We start from the raw sequence: 14201 nt of genomic DNA on the forward strand, positions 1-14201 counted from the left end.
GCAGCGTCAGATGTGTATAAGAGACAGGAGGGGGAGAGGGGGACTGTCTGACAACTGTCTGACATATGTCCGACAACTGACTGACGCTTGTCTGACAACTGACTGACAGCTGACGGACAACCGTCTGACACGGCATCTCCGGGCCTCGCAACCCTCACAGGAGGAGCCGGAAACTTAGGCTCGCTCCTCTGTCTCACGCCCCACTCCGTAATCGCCAGATACCGTCCACCCTCTACCTCATACCTCACGACCATCCCGGCAGCCTCCAGCTCACACAGGGCCTGTTCCACCTCATCCACGGACAAATGCACCCGGCAGGAAAAACACTTGCTCAGCACCCACTCCGCGTCTCCGTAGAACCTCCCTGCACTATCCGCCGCCATTCGCAGACGAACGTACACACGCTCTCCTGTGGAGCTTAATTCATCCATCTCCACCTCCTGACACCAGTCTCTGATTTCCCTGCGTGGCATCGTCAAAAAAGCATCCATTGGTTAGTGAAATTCATCCAAAGACACTCCGTCTTTTTGTTACCTTGCGTGTCGCGCGTTAGCTTTGTTTCTTTCTGCCAACCAGAAAGATATTTGGAATACAACTCAGAATCATAGCCGGACAAAATCACTTTTCCTTTCAATGATTGAAGGAACCTAAGGAGCTCTTCATGGTCATCCTCATCATATTCATGCGCATACCTTACGTTCTTGCCTCTTGTTGATTGTACATAAGGAGGATCAACGTAATGTAAGGTATCAGCAGAATCGTATCGGGACATAATCTCCAGAGCATCCATTTTGTTAATTTCGATATTCCTTGCCCGTAACTCAATAGCACACTCACGTACTACGTCAGGATATTCACGCCACGTTTGAGGATAAGGGGTTGTTCGGTACAATCCGTTGCGTTTAAAGCCCGGTTTATGGATTCCTCCTCCGTAGCTCATCATAGAGTTAACTGCGAAATGCAGGGCATTCTCAACGGGGTCTTCGGAGACCGCAAAAGACCTTTTGTATGCTTCCTGAGAATAAGGTGTCAATTCAAGCAACTTAATAAGCTGCTCAACCTTTTCCGGATCTTTAAGCACCTCAAAAAAATTAACAACCCGGTCATCCAAATCGTTATACACATCTAAAAATGCAGGTTGCTTATTCAAAAGCACTGCTCCGGAGCCCCCGAATGGTTCAACATAAAACCGATGTTCCGGGAAAAAACTAATAATCCAGGGGGCTATCCTGTTCTTTCCTCCTAAATAACGAGCCAAAGCCCTCTTTCGGGGACGTTTAGTATCCATTGTCCACACTCTCCTTTCTGAGCTTATAGCAATCGCAATTTCGGGCACGGTTTATCTGAGAGTTGAAAATTCTTATACTTTTGACTGGACAAGTTAGGTCTTCATAATTTTTCCCAATACGTCGAATTTGTAGGTGTTCGCAAGTCCAGCAGGTACGCCTGAGCATGGCCCATAGCCGGTGCGCATTCTTGATTAGTTCGGCGTGCCTGTTGGTGATCGTCTTTTGGCCGCAGCAAACCTGGGCCGTCCTCCAAAAATGACGCATGGTGAGATTTTGCACACAGGGATGGTTTTGATAATTCTTTCTGAACTCTTCCAACCTCCCCAAGGCTTTCCCGTATTCAAATTTAAGCCTCATCCGGTAATTCTCCTTTCTGTAAAACCTTTGCCATTCCGCTAATGCAAATTATGCTATAGCCAGCAACAACCAAGGACGGAAACTCCTCAATAAGATTCTCCATTTGCTGCTGCGTTCCAGCTCGGAAAAACGTATCCTTGCCCCACAAATTTACCATCAGAACATGAGTTGGCCGGACGGTTATTGTTAATTTAACAAACTTACTCAGCCTATTTCTCCACCGCCTGGACTGCCGAGCGATTTCCAAAGCATCACCCAAATCCCTAATCTTTTGTTTCTCGATTTGCTCTATTCTAGCTTTAATAATGGAAACCAGCCTCTTACGGCGTTGCGTGTAGCTCTTTCTAGTTGCTTTTTTCAACTCGGCTATTCGTTCAGGATTCATGGTTTTCTTTTTCCTTTCAGTTCTTGTAATTCTTCCAGACGGGCCGCTATCCATTCGTACCGGGCGGCCATATCCCGGAAAATCTGAGGTGCCGACTCTCCTTCTCTCTTCAGGAATTGCCTTTCAATCCAGCACGCACGCGCCCTGCAACAATCAGCATCACGGCGCAAACAGGAAATCTCCTCCTCCATGTCAAACTCTACAGAAGATGCCTTACCCATTGCTCTCCTCCTCTCTCCTCATATCCATCAAATCCTTCGCCTCCCGCATCCCCCGTTCTGTCAACAAGTACACTCTCGGCTTCAGCGCACTCGCATATTTTACAAGCCCCTGATCTATCAATACCGCCAGCACATTAGTCACGGTATTCCCGTGTAACCCGGTATCTGAAACAATACCCTTGTGACGCCTTATCCCCTTTGCCAATGCTACCAGCACCTGCGCCCCGCTCAGACGCAACCCCAGCCGCCTCACATTGCACGCAAATCTGCTTACACACTCAACGCTATTCATCGCATACTCCGTTAATAGTTAAAACCTTAAATTTAATAACCCATACCCACGGATTCATTTTAGATGCTCCGGCTCCCTTTAATTTATCCCACAGGGAAAAGTAAGACTCCTGGGCAAAAATGTACCCATTGGATCTCCCTGAATAATCCTTCCATAAACAGACATCCGTTTCTTCGTCGTGCCAGACGCTTTCAATGCCTTCCATCCGGGCATCCTGCGGTGTAATGTCTAACAGCCGCTCAATTCTTACTTCTGTAATTTCCAATAAAATTCGGGCGGCCCAACGCGGCATGTGAATCGACGGAATGGAACACTTGAGGGCAACCTTTGACTTCCATCTTTTGGGAGATTTCATTGGTAAAAAAATGGTTTCCCTCACCCACAATCGATCACCCGCTTTTCCATAGGGGCATCTTACCCACGGATTAAAATCATCATCCGGAAATTCCCCACTTTCGTCATTGGAGACGGCAAGCCATAAGCCGGTGTCAGCTTCAATGAAATCCTGAATCTCCCAGCCTCTTTCTTTCAGGTGCTCCGGGAAATTATTAAACCGGTTCAGGCCGCGCGTGCGGCGCGTCTGGTTCTTGTACTGGCCGGGCATGCTGTATTCCTGCAATAGCGCGCAGATCATGTCCGCGCTGAACAGAATGGGCCGTTCTTTCACATTGTTATTCATGGTCTTGGTTCTTGGTTGTTTCGGAATCTTCCAAAATTCGGTAAATCCTTCGCAGACTGTACAACGGACGCCCCACCTTCTGGTGCGGTTGCTTCATGGATCGCTTAATCTCTGGATGCTGCTGGGCCGTCCGGTGAAGCCATGAATCACTACGTCCCAGCACCGCACGGGCCACCTTCGCACTCACCCAATCCTGCCCACTCTCCACCTTCACCTGTACCCCGGCAGCCTTATCCTGCCCGCCTCCCGTTGCAGCCAACCGTTCCACTACTTTCGCGGCCAGCAAATCCAGCACGGCATCCGCAAACAAAATCTTGTTAAAATCATCAGCCGCAGACATAAACACCTCCAATCAACACAAAACACACCACTACCCCAATCCCCCACAACCACCCTCTCACCCGGCAGCACCTCCCCGGAGAACCATACGCCCGCATGCAAGGCCTGCCTCCCCAAGGCAAATCACCCATCCTCACCGGGAGCACCCTTCCTGCGGAGGGAACCAAAGGACACCATGCCCTCTCATCCCTCCGCAGGCTGGGCTTGATGCTCTCCTCATCCTGCGCCAGAAAATGGCCTCCCGGACAGGGATTCCCCCCATGCCAGCCATCATCTTCAATTACACCCATATCATTCAGTTGTTGGTTGTTGTTCTTGGCCTCCACCTTGGAGCCGGGAGATAAAATCTTTTCAATAAAAAGGACTGTGACTGTAATCCCACCCCAGCAACATCAACTCCTCTAACATCGCCTCTTCCAACTCCTCCAATCCTTCAACCTCCTCCATCAAATCCATCATGCCACAGTCCCCGCTCTCAGCTTCTTCCTGCTTGCGGATGCTTCTTTCACATCGGCTCCCTGTGTGGCAGCTTCCGCCACCATCAACTCAAACGCCTTTTTAGGAGTAATTTTTAATTGCTCACTCAGCTCCATCACCCGCGCCATTGCTCGCGGACTCAGGCCCAACCAATCTATTTCCGGTCGCTCTGTCTTTCGCATGTCACCCAAATACGAAAAAACACCGTGTTCGTCAACAATAAAACACGGTTTTTTTTCGTAATTCAGAAATAAAATCATCTTGCCAATACGCAAAAAGACCGTATTGTTAGCGCATGACGCCTAGCAAAGAACAAATAAAATCTTGGCTCAAAACAATAGGAAAAGACCGAGAATGGCTCGCTAAACAATGCGGAGCCAAATCTAAAAGAACTGTAGAAAAATGGTTTGAAACTAAAGGTATTGTCCCTGCTAAGGCCATTTTGAAAATTAATGAATTGATGCTTCAAACACAATATCAATCTTCTATACAACCTTCTAATTTACCGAATCAGGACAATCGCGGGAAAATGGAATTGCGCTTGGACTACGACACTCAAAGACGGGTGGAAAAAGAAGCTCTACGCCTCCGCATGGAACTCTCCGCTTACTGTACAATGGCGGTGGAGTGGTGCAGTGAACAAGAAGATATAGGAGAACGCCTTGCTGCCCGGCTGGCCTCTCAACAACAAGGCACGGAAAAACAGGAGACAGCCAAACAAGGCCTCCCCTCCCATACGGAATCTTCCGATCCCGCCACCCGGAAACGCACAACCGAAGAAACTCTCGGCATACTGCGCATCGGAACTAATCCGGGCGCAAAGAGAAAATCAGGCTCTGCGTAACATCATCGGTTATTACTTCTCTAATTGTGATTTTGACTTGGATATTTGGGAAAAACTGTCCCCAATAAACTAAGCCACTCCTTGCCACAATTACACCTTCTCTTCAAGAAATATTTGTTAGAATCTGCATTTTTCTAACAAATACAAAAACAATGATGAGACTTTAGGAGAAACAAAACACGCTCTCAAATTCTCACCATGTTCCCTTTTCTTCCTAAAAAACTCGACAAACAACTGTAAATCAACAAAACTGTATCATGTCCACGCCTGTACACACAGTAACTACGAACAACCAAGACTGCCTTCTGCCCATGAAAGGATTCATTGCCGTCATATCCCCGGATATGCCATGGGAAACAGGAGACACAGACAAACCCATATACCACCTCAAGGAATCAGCCATTGTGCTCACATGGACTACCCGCCAAGGTAGGAAAGTAACCACATGGGTCAGAGACACCCTGAACAACGTATGGATCGTCCTTGACAACGAACAATAACAAAACATAAGGCGGTCGCCAAAACAACCGCCCTAGAAGTGAATTTTTCATGCCGCCTTATTCTGGGCGGCTTTTTTCTTCGGCATGCAAAAAACAATAATGATACTTTAGGAGAAACAAAACACGCGCTCAAACTCCTTCCATTAAAAAATAACTGACCAATCCACAGTAATGAAACTCAAAAAAATTGTCACTAGCACAGCAACTATTACTATACCAAGACGCTCTTTCATTGTTAAAGGGCTATCATCTCCATTACTACCCACAACTTTATTATCAAGCAACAATTTTGAACAAATATACATCATTGAATCATAATGTTCATTTCTATCCCACCCCTTCAGAAGAGATAACAGACTCCCAATTAAAAACAACACGAAAGGGCCAATAAAAGAACCATCGTATATAAATCCTATGACACTTAAAATTACAGCAAAAAAGAAAATTGTCCCTTGAATAAAACAATTAGAATTCACCCAACAAGAATATAATTTCTCCTTTAAAACTTCTAACAATTCAATCTCTTTTTCTCTTATAGAATTTAATTTACTCAATTCATCATTAACATCGGATAGTTTTTTCTTGAGTTTTACATTTTCATCACACACCTCATAATAATCTCTAGCCAATTTTCTCAAAACATCTATTTCATCCTCTATCCCTTCGGTAGACAATACCCGTATATCTATAAACCTTTTTGCGTGTTCTCTACTTTCAGAAGCCAAAAGCGCACTAACAGGATTCTCCTTCTTACTTACCAATCGCATTGCACACATATCGTCACAATAATTATAATTTAAATCAGATAAAGAAAAAATTTTACAACTCCGGCAACTTCTCCAACGCCTTCTCCGTCGCTTCCGCTCCAAACTTAATATACCCGGCATGCACGGCGGCGGAAGAGTGCCCTACAATCTCCTGCACCATCGCCGGAACCACTCCTGCATCATGCAGCATCGTCGCCACAGTATAACGCAAAGAGTGGAAAGACAGCTCATTCTTCACCCTTCTCTTTCCGTCTCTGGCCGGAGTTAATTTCCTGTATCTTTTCCCGGCCAATCGTGGATCACGGTCAATCAAACCGGCATCAAACAACATCCCGGAAAACTCCGCTGACAACCTGCCGCTCCCTGACCGCTCATACATCCCGGCACGGGACGGATGAACAAACACGGCATCCTCTCCACAGACAGTTTGCCGCTCGCGCAACACTCCGGCCAAAGCCGGAACCATCGGCACCACCATCTCCCGGCCCGTCTTCTGAGTCACCAATTTCACCACTCCCTTTTCCCAATCCACAGCATCCCACCTCAGCATCGCCACATCCCCCAACCTCTGGCCGCCAAGATAAAGAGAACACAACACCATACTCCTCCACTCCTCATCACATCGCTCCAACACTCTCCGCAACTCTTCCAGCGTAAAACCGCGCCGGGCAATTCTTCCAGAATCCGTCTTTTTATCCCTCGGCAGCTCCACTCCCTGTCCCGGACACCTGTCTAACAGCCCTAATCGTACAGCAGCATTAAATATGCCACAAACAATCTGGAATTCTTTCTTTACTGTACGTACAGCATACATTCCAGCTAAATCCATCATAAAATCATTCATCATTTTAGGAGTAATACGATCCATCGGCCAATCTGCCCGCTCTCCTAAAAAAGCAAAAAACCTCTCCCTCGCATTACGATAATTTCGTACCGTTGCCATAGCTTTCCCCCTTCTGGACAATCCGGAAATATACTCTTCAAACCAGCCACGAACAGAAGGAACAACCAGATCATCACCTGCTACGTCAAATGTTAAATCACTCATAACCCTGCGGATATGAGTAACTGTCCAACACTTTTTCATAGCAGACTCCCACGCATCGGCCACCTTTTGGGCCAGTTTCCGTGCTTCAGCAGCGGACATTCCTACCTCTCTCAACTCCTTTATTTTCTCTTCTTCCATGCCAGCAGCAAGCAACCGCCCTTCCTCTCGCTCGCTCAATCCAGCAATGGGTTCTTTTCTGATTTTAGTACACTTGGACACTTGTTTCCATCTGCCAGACGGTTCATGTACATTGAAACAAGCATACCAATAAGGAGACTTTTTTCTTTCTCGCAAAAAGGCCATATCCCAATGACATCATAAATGGCATTAAAAAGCAATAATTCATATCCCGTCATATCCTGTCACCCGCCATTTTTACCAGAACTTAATCCATTGATTTACAAGCAAAAAAGAGCCTGCACCATGGAGATGCAGGCTCTTAAAAAAAGAAAGGTTTTGGCGGAGCGGGAGGGATTCGAACCCTCGGTACCGGTTTTGCCAGTACGTTCCTTTAGCAAAGGAGTGCTTTCAGCCTCTCAGCCACCGCTCCGTCTTGAGTAATGTGTGGAAAAGAAACTACACGCTTCCCAAAATGAAGTCAATACATAAATAATACAGTCAAAAATATCGATCAAGCAATCCTCTCGGTTCTACTGGATTGGGATAGACAGCTATTCATTTGATTGTTCCATTCGGACAAAAAAACAATCTCCTTGAAAGAGAAAAAAATATACACAACTTCATATCAATAAATATATTATTGAAATAAACATCCGTTTTTTTCCGAAAAATATATTCAGCATAGCATGAACGCCATTTTCCGGAAACGGCGCACACCTGATTGGAAAAATAGCAGGAAAGACCTATTTAAACCCCGCAATGCTCGGCAATAACTTCCAGGAAATCATCCAGGTAACGGGCAGCTTTCTGCTCTCCAATGCCGTGAACATTCATAGCGCCACGGCGGGTGGTAGGTTTCAACCTGGCCAGACCTTCCAGCGTAGAATTGTGAAATACGGCATAAGCCGGAATCCCGGCTTCCCGAGCCAGTTCATTCCTCAGTTCCTTCAACTTCAAAAACAAATCCTCGTCAAACTCGCCCAGGGCAGCCAAATTTCCCGTAGACCGGACTCTGGCCTGCTCCATAAATACGGGTATTTTTCCCCGGCGGGCAAAAGGCCAAACCAAAGATGCCTTCTTGCGCCCCATCATCACTTCATTGCCTTTCGGACTCAGGGTAATCAGGGGACGATCCGCCTCTCCGCTCATTCTGGTCAATCCCGCCATCTGCATGGCACGGAACAACTGGCGGATATCGTCCTCGCTCCATCGGGAAAGGATGCCATAAGTACTCAGCCGGACCAGGGATGTTCTTAACAACTCCTGGGTTTTCGCCCCTTTGAGCATCTGAATAATCTTCGTCTTGCCCCATCTTCCCTGCCATGAACCATCAGCCAGACGCACGGACGCGCGCGCAATCCCGCTCAACGCCTGCCGCACCACCAAGGTCTCTTCCTCTCCCAGAGATTGGCCTTCCTCAACGCCCAGCGTCAGGCACTGATCACAGCGGCCGCACGGAACTCCATCTTCCTCCCCGAAATAATTCAAAATCCATTGCTGACGGCAGCCGGAGGAATAAGCGAACTCCGTCATTGCCTTCAGTTTCTCCCGGTCCCTCACTTCCTTTTCCCTCAGGGCGTCTCCATCCAGAGGAATTTTCAAACCGCTTATGGAAGGATCCGTTACTCTGGTAAGCTTCACGCGTTGTCCCGGAACGTCATGACGGCTGATCGCTCCATTGCGTATAAGCACGGATAAAGCTGCCCCCACCTGCATGGCATTACGGCATTTGAGACGCTCCGCCATTTCCTCCAGAGACCACATGACATCGTGGGTTTCCGCACTGCAATGCTTCCTGAGCAACTCGTACAGCTCCACAATCAATGGAATTCCCGGATTTACTCCTTCAATAAAAAATTCCTGGGTCCGCAAATCCGCATGGTTGAACAAAAGTTCGCAATACGCTTCATTCCCGTCTCGTCCGGCTCGTCCGGCCTCCTGATAATAGGCCTCCACACTGCCGGGAATTTCAAAATGAGCCACAAACCTGACGTCCGCCCGGTCAATGCCCATGCCAAACGCATTTGTGGCAATAACAATATCCGCATGACGGTTCATGAAAGCGTTCTGGGCCTCCTCCCTCTGCTCATCCGTCATGCCGGCGTGGTAGGCAGTCACGCTCAATCCAAGCTCGGAAAGAGCCTCATATACCTGCTCCACTTTTTTGCGGGTGGAGCAATAAATAATGCCCGTCTTGTGACGCTTCACCAATTCATACAATCTCCTGTACTTGTCTTTGTGCGTATCGCACGCAGTAATGCGGAAATGCAGATTTTCCCGCGCAAACCCGCGCACAATAGTCACCGGGTCATCCAGCCCCAGATGTTTCAGAATATCTTCCCGCACACGCGGCGTGGCCGTAGCGGTCAGCGCAGCCACCTGGGGCCTCCCCAGCATCTCAACAGCTCTTCCCAGCTTCAGATAATCCGGACGGAAATCGTGCCCCCACTGGCTCAGGCAATGCGCTTCATCCACAGCCACCATATTTACATCCACCTCCGCCAGAGCATGCATGAACCCTTCATGACCAAAACGTTCAGGAGCCACATACACCAGCTTGAACGCTCCCTTCCTCATTCCGTCCAAACGTTCCTTTTGCTCAGAAAAACTTAGGGAGCTGTTAATCATGGTGGCGGGAATCCCCCTGGCGGCAAGGGCATCCACCTGATCTTTCATTAAAGAAATTAGAGGGCTGACAACCAGGCAAACCCCGTCCCGGCACAAGGAAGGAAGCTGGTAACACAGGGATTTTCCTCCTCCCGTGGGCATCACTACCAATACATTGCGGCCTTCCATAATGGAAGCCACCACTTGATCCTGGCCCTCTCTCAAGACGGAAAAGCCGAAGAACTTCTTCAATGCCTCCATCGGCGACCTGATCACCTTAAACTCGCTCATTTCCTCCATTTAGTGTGCCACAGGCCATTCCATGACGCAACGACTTTCCCCTCTTTCTCCATCCCGCAGTCAACGGTTCCTTTTCTGAAAATTTATTTTCTCGAAAAGAGAAAAATGAATTTTTTTTCTCAAATCATCTTACAAACATCTTGACTTTCCCGAAGAAAAATCTATATTTCTCTCACCGCTTACGCGGTAAACGACGCAAGTCAAAGCGCCCGTAGCTCAATTGGATAGAGCGTCTGACTACGGATCAGAAGGTTTGGGGTTCGAATCCCTACGGGCGTGCCACTTGCATCACTACCAGCAAATAAAATGATTCCTGCCTGAACATCACGGCGGGATTTTTTGTCTCTACTGGTAAATACATATGGGGGCGCCATGGTTTCGACTGGAAGTCTGCGGTGCTGGCTGCATGTGAAGGTTAATCGGCTGGCCTTCTAAAAAGCCGATTAAAAAAATAAATGCAGAGTCTAACGACCTTGCTCTGGCTGCTTAATTAGTTCAGCCGCGTCAGAACCTCAACGCCTGCTAGAGGGGACGACGAAGAGACAGCAGGCTGGTGCAATGCGGGGTTGCCGCGCAACGCACGAGACTTCCACAGGCAACTAGCGAGCTTGCCTAGTTGACGCATGGCGAAGCAGCCGCGAAAGCAGCAATATGCGTCTGAACATGGAGATGCCGTCATCAATGGCCTTCAGGACACGGGTTCGACTCCCGTCGCCTCCACCATCTCAAAACAACCGCAAGCGTTTGAAAAAGAACGCTTGCGGTTTTTGTTTTTATAAAACTGCAAGACAAACTGCAAGACATTGAAATCCGTTTTGGAAACAATGTCTTGCAGTCGAAGGTATGTCTTGCAGGCATGAAGAAGCCCTCCCCTGTGGTGGGCGGGAGAGGGCTTCGGTGGGGACTGTTCCCTGATTCGGAACAGGGGGCATTTGCTTAGTTGCTGGGAGGTCAGGAGAGGCCGACGAGGCGGTTGTATTTGCGGTTGGCTTCCATGTGCCGGGGGTGTTCCGGGTCGTCAAGAGCAGCGTAGTCCGGGTGGTTGGGGTCGGTGAGCATGGCATGGGCTTCTTCTGCGTTGCTGCGGCCAGGGGCGGCGGTTTTGCTGCCGACGAAGGCGTCTTCGCTGGTGGCGGTCATGAGGGCATGCAAAAGTTTGAAGCCTTTGGGGCTTTGCAGCGGGGCGAGGTCTTCGGTGGTGAGGCCGGATTTGGCGCGGAGCTTGGCCGTGAATTGTTTGACGGCTCCCATGTTGGCGTTGAAGTTGGTGCCCCATTCTTCCTTGAGTGCCTTTGTGGACTGGGCGAGGGCTTCCTGTTCGGCTTTTTGAAGAGCAGTGATGACGCCGGAGACGTATTTCCCAGCGGCTTTGCCGTCAAGCCCCGCGGCCTTGGCCTGTTCGGTGACGAGGTTGCGGAAGTCGTCGGATGCCTGGAAGTCTTCCGGGAGTTCAACAGCGTATTCTCCGGCGTCGTCCGGGTTTTCTTCTTTGGCTGGATCCTTCGGATTGGGTTCGTCGCCGGGTGCGGGATCCGGTTCAGGATCAGCATCGAGGTTGAAGTTGGCGTCTTCCCCTTCTCCGGCTGCCGGGTTTTCGTCCCCAACAGCCGGGGCCGGAGGGTCGGTAGGCGTGGGGGCCGGGTTCTGCTCTCCGGGAGGGGTAACGTTTTCGGGGACTTCTTCTCGAAGGAGTGGGCGGAATGGGTTGAATAGGTTGGTGTGCATGATGGTTTATTGGTTGGTTTTCTGTTGTTGTTTTTCGTATTGGGATAGCTCGTGTTTGAGCCAGAGGATGACTTCCCGCTGGCCGTCGCGGATGGCGGCCATGATGGGGTTGGGTTCTACAGGTTCCCCGGTGGCTGGGTTCCTTGTCTGGTAGCAAGGCAGGTTTGTTTGGAATTCGGCTTCGAGGTAGGCGATTGTTTCCGGGGTGATGTGGGCGGCAAGATGGGCGCGCCGGGTGGCAACGTAGGCTTTGTAGTCCTGCTCGAATTGTTCTTCTTCGGTCATGGCTGTTATTTTTGTGCTGCTGCGATGTCACGGCCTGCTTTGGCGGTTCCCTGCATGGCTTCAAGCTGGGCTTGCTGCTGGGCAGCGGCGGCGCGTTGCTGGTCGAGGGCTTCGAGTTCTTTTTCTTTGCGGAGGCAGTCCGTGGGGGCACCCGTGCTTTCATAGAGGAACCGGCCATATTTACGCATGTCCACGATTTCAATCATGGATGGGTCGCCTGTGGCCTGGGTGTAGGCAAGGGCGTTCTGGATGTAGTAGTCGCCTCCGTTACGCTGGGCACGTTCAATGGCCTGACTGATTTTTCCATTGTAGGAGACAGCAGGGATTTTGATTTCGAAGTTTTCACTTCCGCCCTGATCTCGGACGACGAGTTCGTCGGGCATGTCTTCGATAGGGAATTTTCCCTGCCGGAAGAGGATAGAGAAAATACGGTGTATAAGGGTATTGCATTCGGTCATGAAGAGCGTCATGGCCGGGGTGATGGCGGTGACTTGTTCTTCCTGCCGAGCGACAACTTCGGTAGCGGTCATTTGGCGGTCTACGTTGCTGATGACCCGGATGAAGGGAATGAAGTATGCCTGCCGAATTTTTTCTTCCTTGTCCTGGATGCGGTCTTTTCCGATGTCGTAACGTCCGGAGGTGGCCCATTCGCGGGGCATGTTCATTCCCGCTGCCTGTGGTTTGACGACGGTACGGCCTCCGGCACGCATATCTATTTCTCCGATTTGGTCGGCTAAGGTCAGGAGACGGGGGAAGGCGGCGACTTCTCCAAGAACGTCCATGACTCTTTCGAGCTTGAGAATGGCTTCTATTTCTTCTTTAACACTCATTCCAGGGGCATAGCCGAAGAAGCCTTCTCCGTATCTCAAAAAGCGTGGGACGAAGTAGGGAAATTCGTTATAACCGCTTTCGTTAATGATGACTTTGTCTGCGTCCCATGCGATATAGACGGACGCGTATTTCATGCGGAGGGGGTTGATAAGGTCGTGGCCGAAGTCGGATGTATGGCGAGGGAGGACGATGTGAAGGTATTGGTGTTTTTCCGTATAGCGGCGTTTGTCGTCATCGTAGGCATCGCGTATACGCTGGGGAAGTTTGTTGTAGCCGAATTGCTTGACGGCCTGATATGGGGAGAGTTTGAATAGACGCGCGAGTGTGTCAGGTTTTTTATTGCGGCCTTCGGAGCCGCCGTAGGTACCTGTGGGGACATAGGTGAAGTTGAGGGTGCCGTCGGGCAATGTGTCGCTGTAGACGCAGCCTGTTCCGCAAAGTGCCCAGTCGAGGAGGCATTCATGCATGACGGTGTAGAAGTTGGATTTTGCCAGTTCTTCGTGTGTGATTTCGGATGCCTTGGAGAACCAGTCGTCGTAACGCGAGGATTTACCTTTTCCTTTTTTACCAGATTTGAGTTTGAACCACTGTTGCCCTGCCGGGATGATGTACATCATGCAGGCTCCTACAAAAGTATGAACGGATTCGAATGCGACTGTGCAATGTTTACGGCGAGATGATGGAGTTGGACGTTCCTCCATTTCAGAAGCGGCCTGTGTACGAGGCATGATGTGACGACGCAACCAGTTCCATTCGCCGGACTGGGAGTTCATTTCATCGAGTAGGGCTTCGGATGTTTTGATGTAGTCCATAGGGTTATTAGCCGAGTGTTTTACGCCCGGTGAGGATGCCGCTGTTGAGGCTGGGGCGTTTGTTGACGGTTTGGGCAAGGGAGTATCGGCGGCGGGCTTCGGTGTTGACTGCCTGTTCCGATGCCTGCGTGTCCTGCGTCTGCTGTTCAGCCACTTTCGAGGTTTGTACGGTAGGCTGCTGTTCCATGGCATCTGCCATGGCATTCGCTGCGGATGCCTGGGCCTTGGCCTGTTTGTTGCTCTGGTGCATGCCGTAGGCCGCACTGCCCGCCCCGACGACTGCGGAGGCGATACCTGCTATTGCTGCTGCTCCAAGTCCCATG

General features: G+C 49.6%; 14 protein-coding genes, 2 tRNA genes and 1 other RNA gene. 3 read left to right on the forward strand and 14 right to left on the reverse strand.

Translation table 11 applies throughout. The features are described from left to right. Nucleotides 1-475: 475 nt before the first annotated feature. The 6 genes from CI070_RS08680 to CI070_RS08715 all read right to left on the reverse strand — a co-directional run bounded on the left by CI070_RS08680 (nucleotide 476) and on the right by CI070_RS08715 (nucleotide 4299). Nucleotides 476-1336 (reverse strand): DNA adenine methylase, encoded by an 861-nt coding sequence (locus CI070_RS08680; RefSeq protein ID WP_143247131.1) that lies wholly within the window; start codon nucleotides 1334-1336, stop codon nucleotides 476-478. A 299-nt stretch (nucleotides 1337-1635) separates the two neighbouring features. Further along, entirely contained in the window at nucleotides 1636-2031 is a 396-nt protein-coding gene (locus CI070_RS08690; protein ID WP_094135199.1) for a hypothetical protein, read from the reverse strand. 505 nt (nucleotides 2032-2536) lie between these two features. Then, on the reverse strand, nucleotides 2537-3223 hold the full coding sequence (locus CI070_RS08705) for a hypothetical protein (RefSeq protein WP_094135202.1): 687 nt from the start codon (nucleotides 3221-3223) through the stop codon (nucleotides 2537-2539). Further along, a complete protein-coding gene (locus CI070_RS08710; RefSeq protein ID WP_046435212.1) occupies nucleotides 3216-3563 on the reverse strand; it encodes a hypothetical protein in 348 nt (115 codons plus the stop codon). Before CI070_RS08710 ends, CI070_RS08705 begins: the two co-directional genes overlap by 8 nt. Beyond that, on the reverse strand, nucleotides 3550-3852 hold the full coding sequence (locus CI070_RS13965; RefSeq protein WP_218824893.1) for a hypothetical protein: 303 nt from the start codon (nucleotides 3850-3852) through the stop codon (nucleotides 3550-3552). The genes CI070_RS08710 and CI070_RS13965 overlap by 14 nt, the downstream gene beginning before the upstream one ends. A 165-nt stretch (nucleotides 3853-4017) precedes the next feature. Continuing rightward, nucleotides 4018-4299 carry a hypothetical protein gene (locus tag CI070_RS08715; protein ID WP_094135203.1) on the reverse strand — a complete coding sequence of 94 codons (282 nt, stop codon included), beginning with the start codon at nucleotides 4297-4299 and terminating at the stop codon, nucleotides 4018-4020. Between the two features lie 35 nt (nucleotides 4300-4334). Here CI070_RS08715 and CI070_RS13180 point away from each other — a divergent pair, with 35 nt between their 5' ends. Then, nucleotides 4335-4883 (forward strand): hypothetical protein, encoded by a 549-nt coding sequence (locus tag CI070_RS13180; RefSeq protein WP_102747734.1) that lies wholly within the window; start codon nucleotides 4335-4337, stop codon nucleotides 4881-4883. Between the two features lie 643 nt (nucleotides 4884-5526). On the opposite strand, the gene CI070_RS08730 is transcribed toward CI070_RS13180, so the two are convergent. The 4 genes from CI070_RS08730 to CI070_RS08745 form a co-directional block, all read right to left on the reverse strand. Next, nucleotides 5527-6159, reverse strand: a complete 633-nt coding sequence (locus tag CI070_RS08730; protein ID WP_143245477.1) for a hypothetical protein — start codon at nucleotides 6157-6159, stop codon at nucleotides 5527-5529. Between the two features lie 43 nt (nucleotides 6160-6202). Next, a complete protein-coding gene (locus tag CI070_RS08735) occupies nucleotides 6203-7501 on the reverse strand; it encodes a tyrosine-type recombinase/integrase (protein WP_094135206.1) in 1299 nt (432 codons plus the stop codon). Between the two features lie 154 nt (nucleotides 7502-7655). Continuing rightward, nucleotides 7656-7748, reverse strand: a tRNA-Ser gene (locus CI070_RS08740). 317 nt (nucleotides 7749-8065) lie between these two features. After that, entirely contained in the window at nucleotides 8066-10216 is a 2151-nt protein-coding gene (locus CI070_RS08745) for a RecQ family ATP-dependent DNA helicase (RefSeq protein ID WP_094135396.1), read from the reverse strand. Nucleotides 10217-10430: 214 nt separating this feature from the next. Between CI070_RS08745 and CI070_RS08750 the strand changes: the two genes are divergently transcribed. After that, nucleotides 10431-10507 (forward strand) — tRNA-Arg (locus CI070_RS08750). Nucleotides 10508-10588: 81 nt separating this feature from the next. Further along, nucleotides 10589-10948: a transfer-messenger RNA gene (ssrA, locus tag CI070_RS08755) on the forward strand. A 228-nt stretch (nucleotides 10949-11176) separates the two neighbouring features. Here the strand turns inward: ssrA and CI070_RS08760 are convergent. From CI070_RS08760 to CI070_RS13630, 4 genes are read right to left on the reverse strand one after another with little or no spacing between them, the layout of a single operon-like run. Beyond that, a complete protein-coding gene (locus tag CI070_RS08760; RefSeq protein WP_094135207.1) occupies nucleotides 11177-11950 on the reverse strand; it encodes a hypothetical protein in 774 nt (257 codons plus the stop codon). A 6-nt stretch (nucleotides 11951-11956) separates the two neighbouring features. Next, nucleotides 11957-12235 (reverse strand): hypothetical protein, encoded by a 279-nt coding sequence (locus CI070_RS08765; protein ID WP_094135208.1) that lies wholly within the window; start codon nucleotides 12233-12235, stop codon nucleotides 11957-11959. A 5-nt stretch (nucleotides 12236-12240) separates the two neighbouring features. Then, nucleotides 12241-13878, reverse strand: a complete 1638-nt coding sequence (locus CI070_RS08770; protein WP_179218272.1) for a portal protein — start codon at nucleotides 13876-13878, stop codon at nucleotides 12241-12243. Between the two features lie 7 nt (nucleotides 13879-13885). Beyond that, nucleotides 13886-14200 carry a hypothetical protein gene (locus CI070_RS13630; protein WP_179218273.1) on the reverse strand — a complete coding sequence of 105 codons (315 nt, stop codon included), beginning with the start codon at nucleotides 14198-14200 and terminating at the stop codon, nucleotides 13886-13888. Nucleotide 14201: the final 1 nt, after the last annotated feature.

It is taken from the genome of Akkermansia muciniphila (assembly GCF_900184965.1).
Classification (GTDB): Bacteria; Verrucomicrobiota; Verrucomicrobiia; order Verrucomicrobiales; family Akkermansiaceae; genus Akkermansia; species Akkermansia muciniphila_A.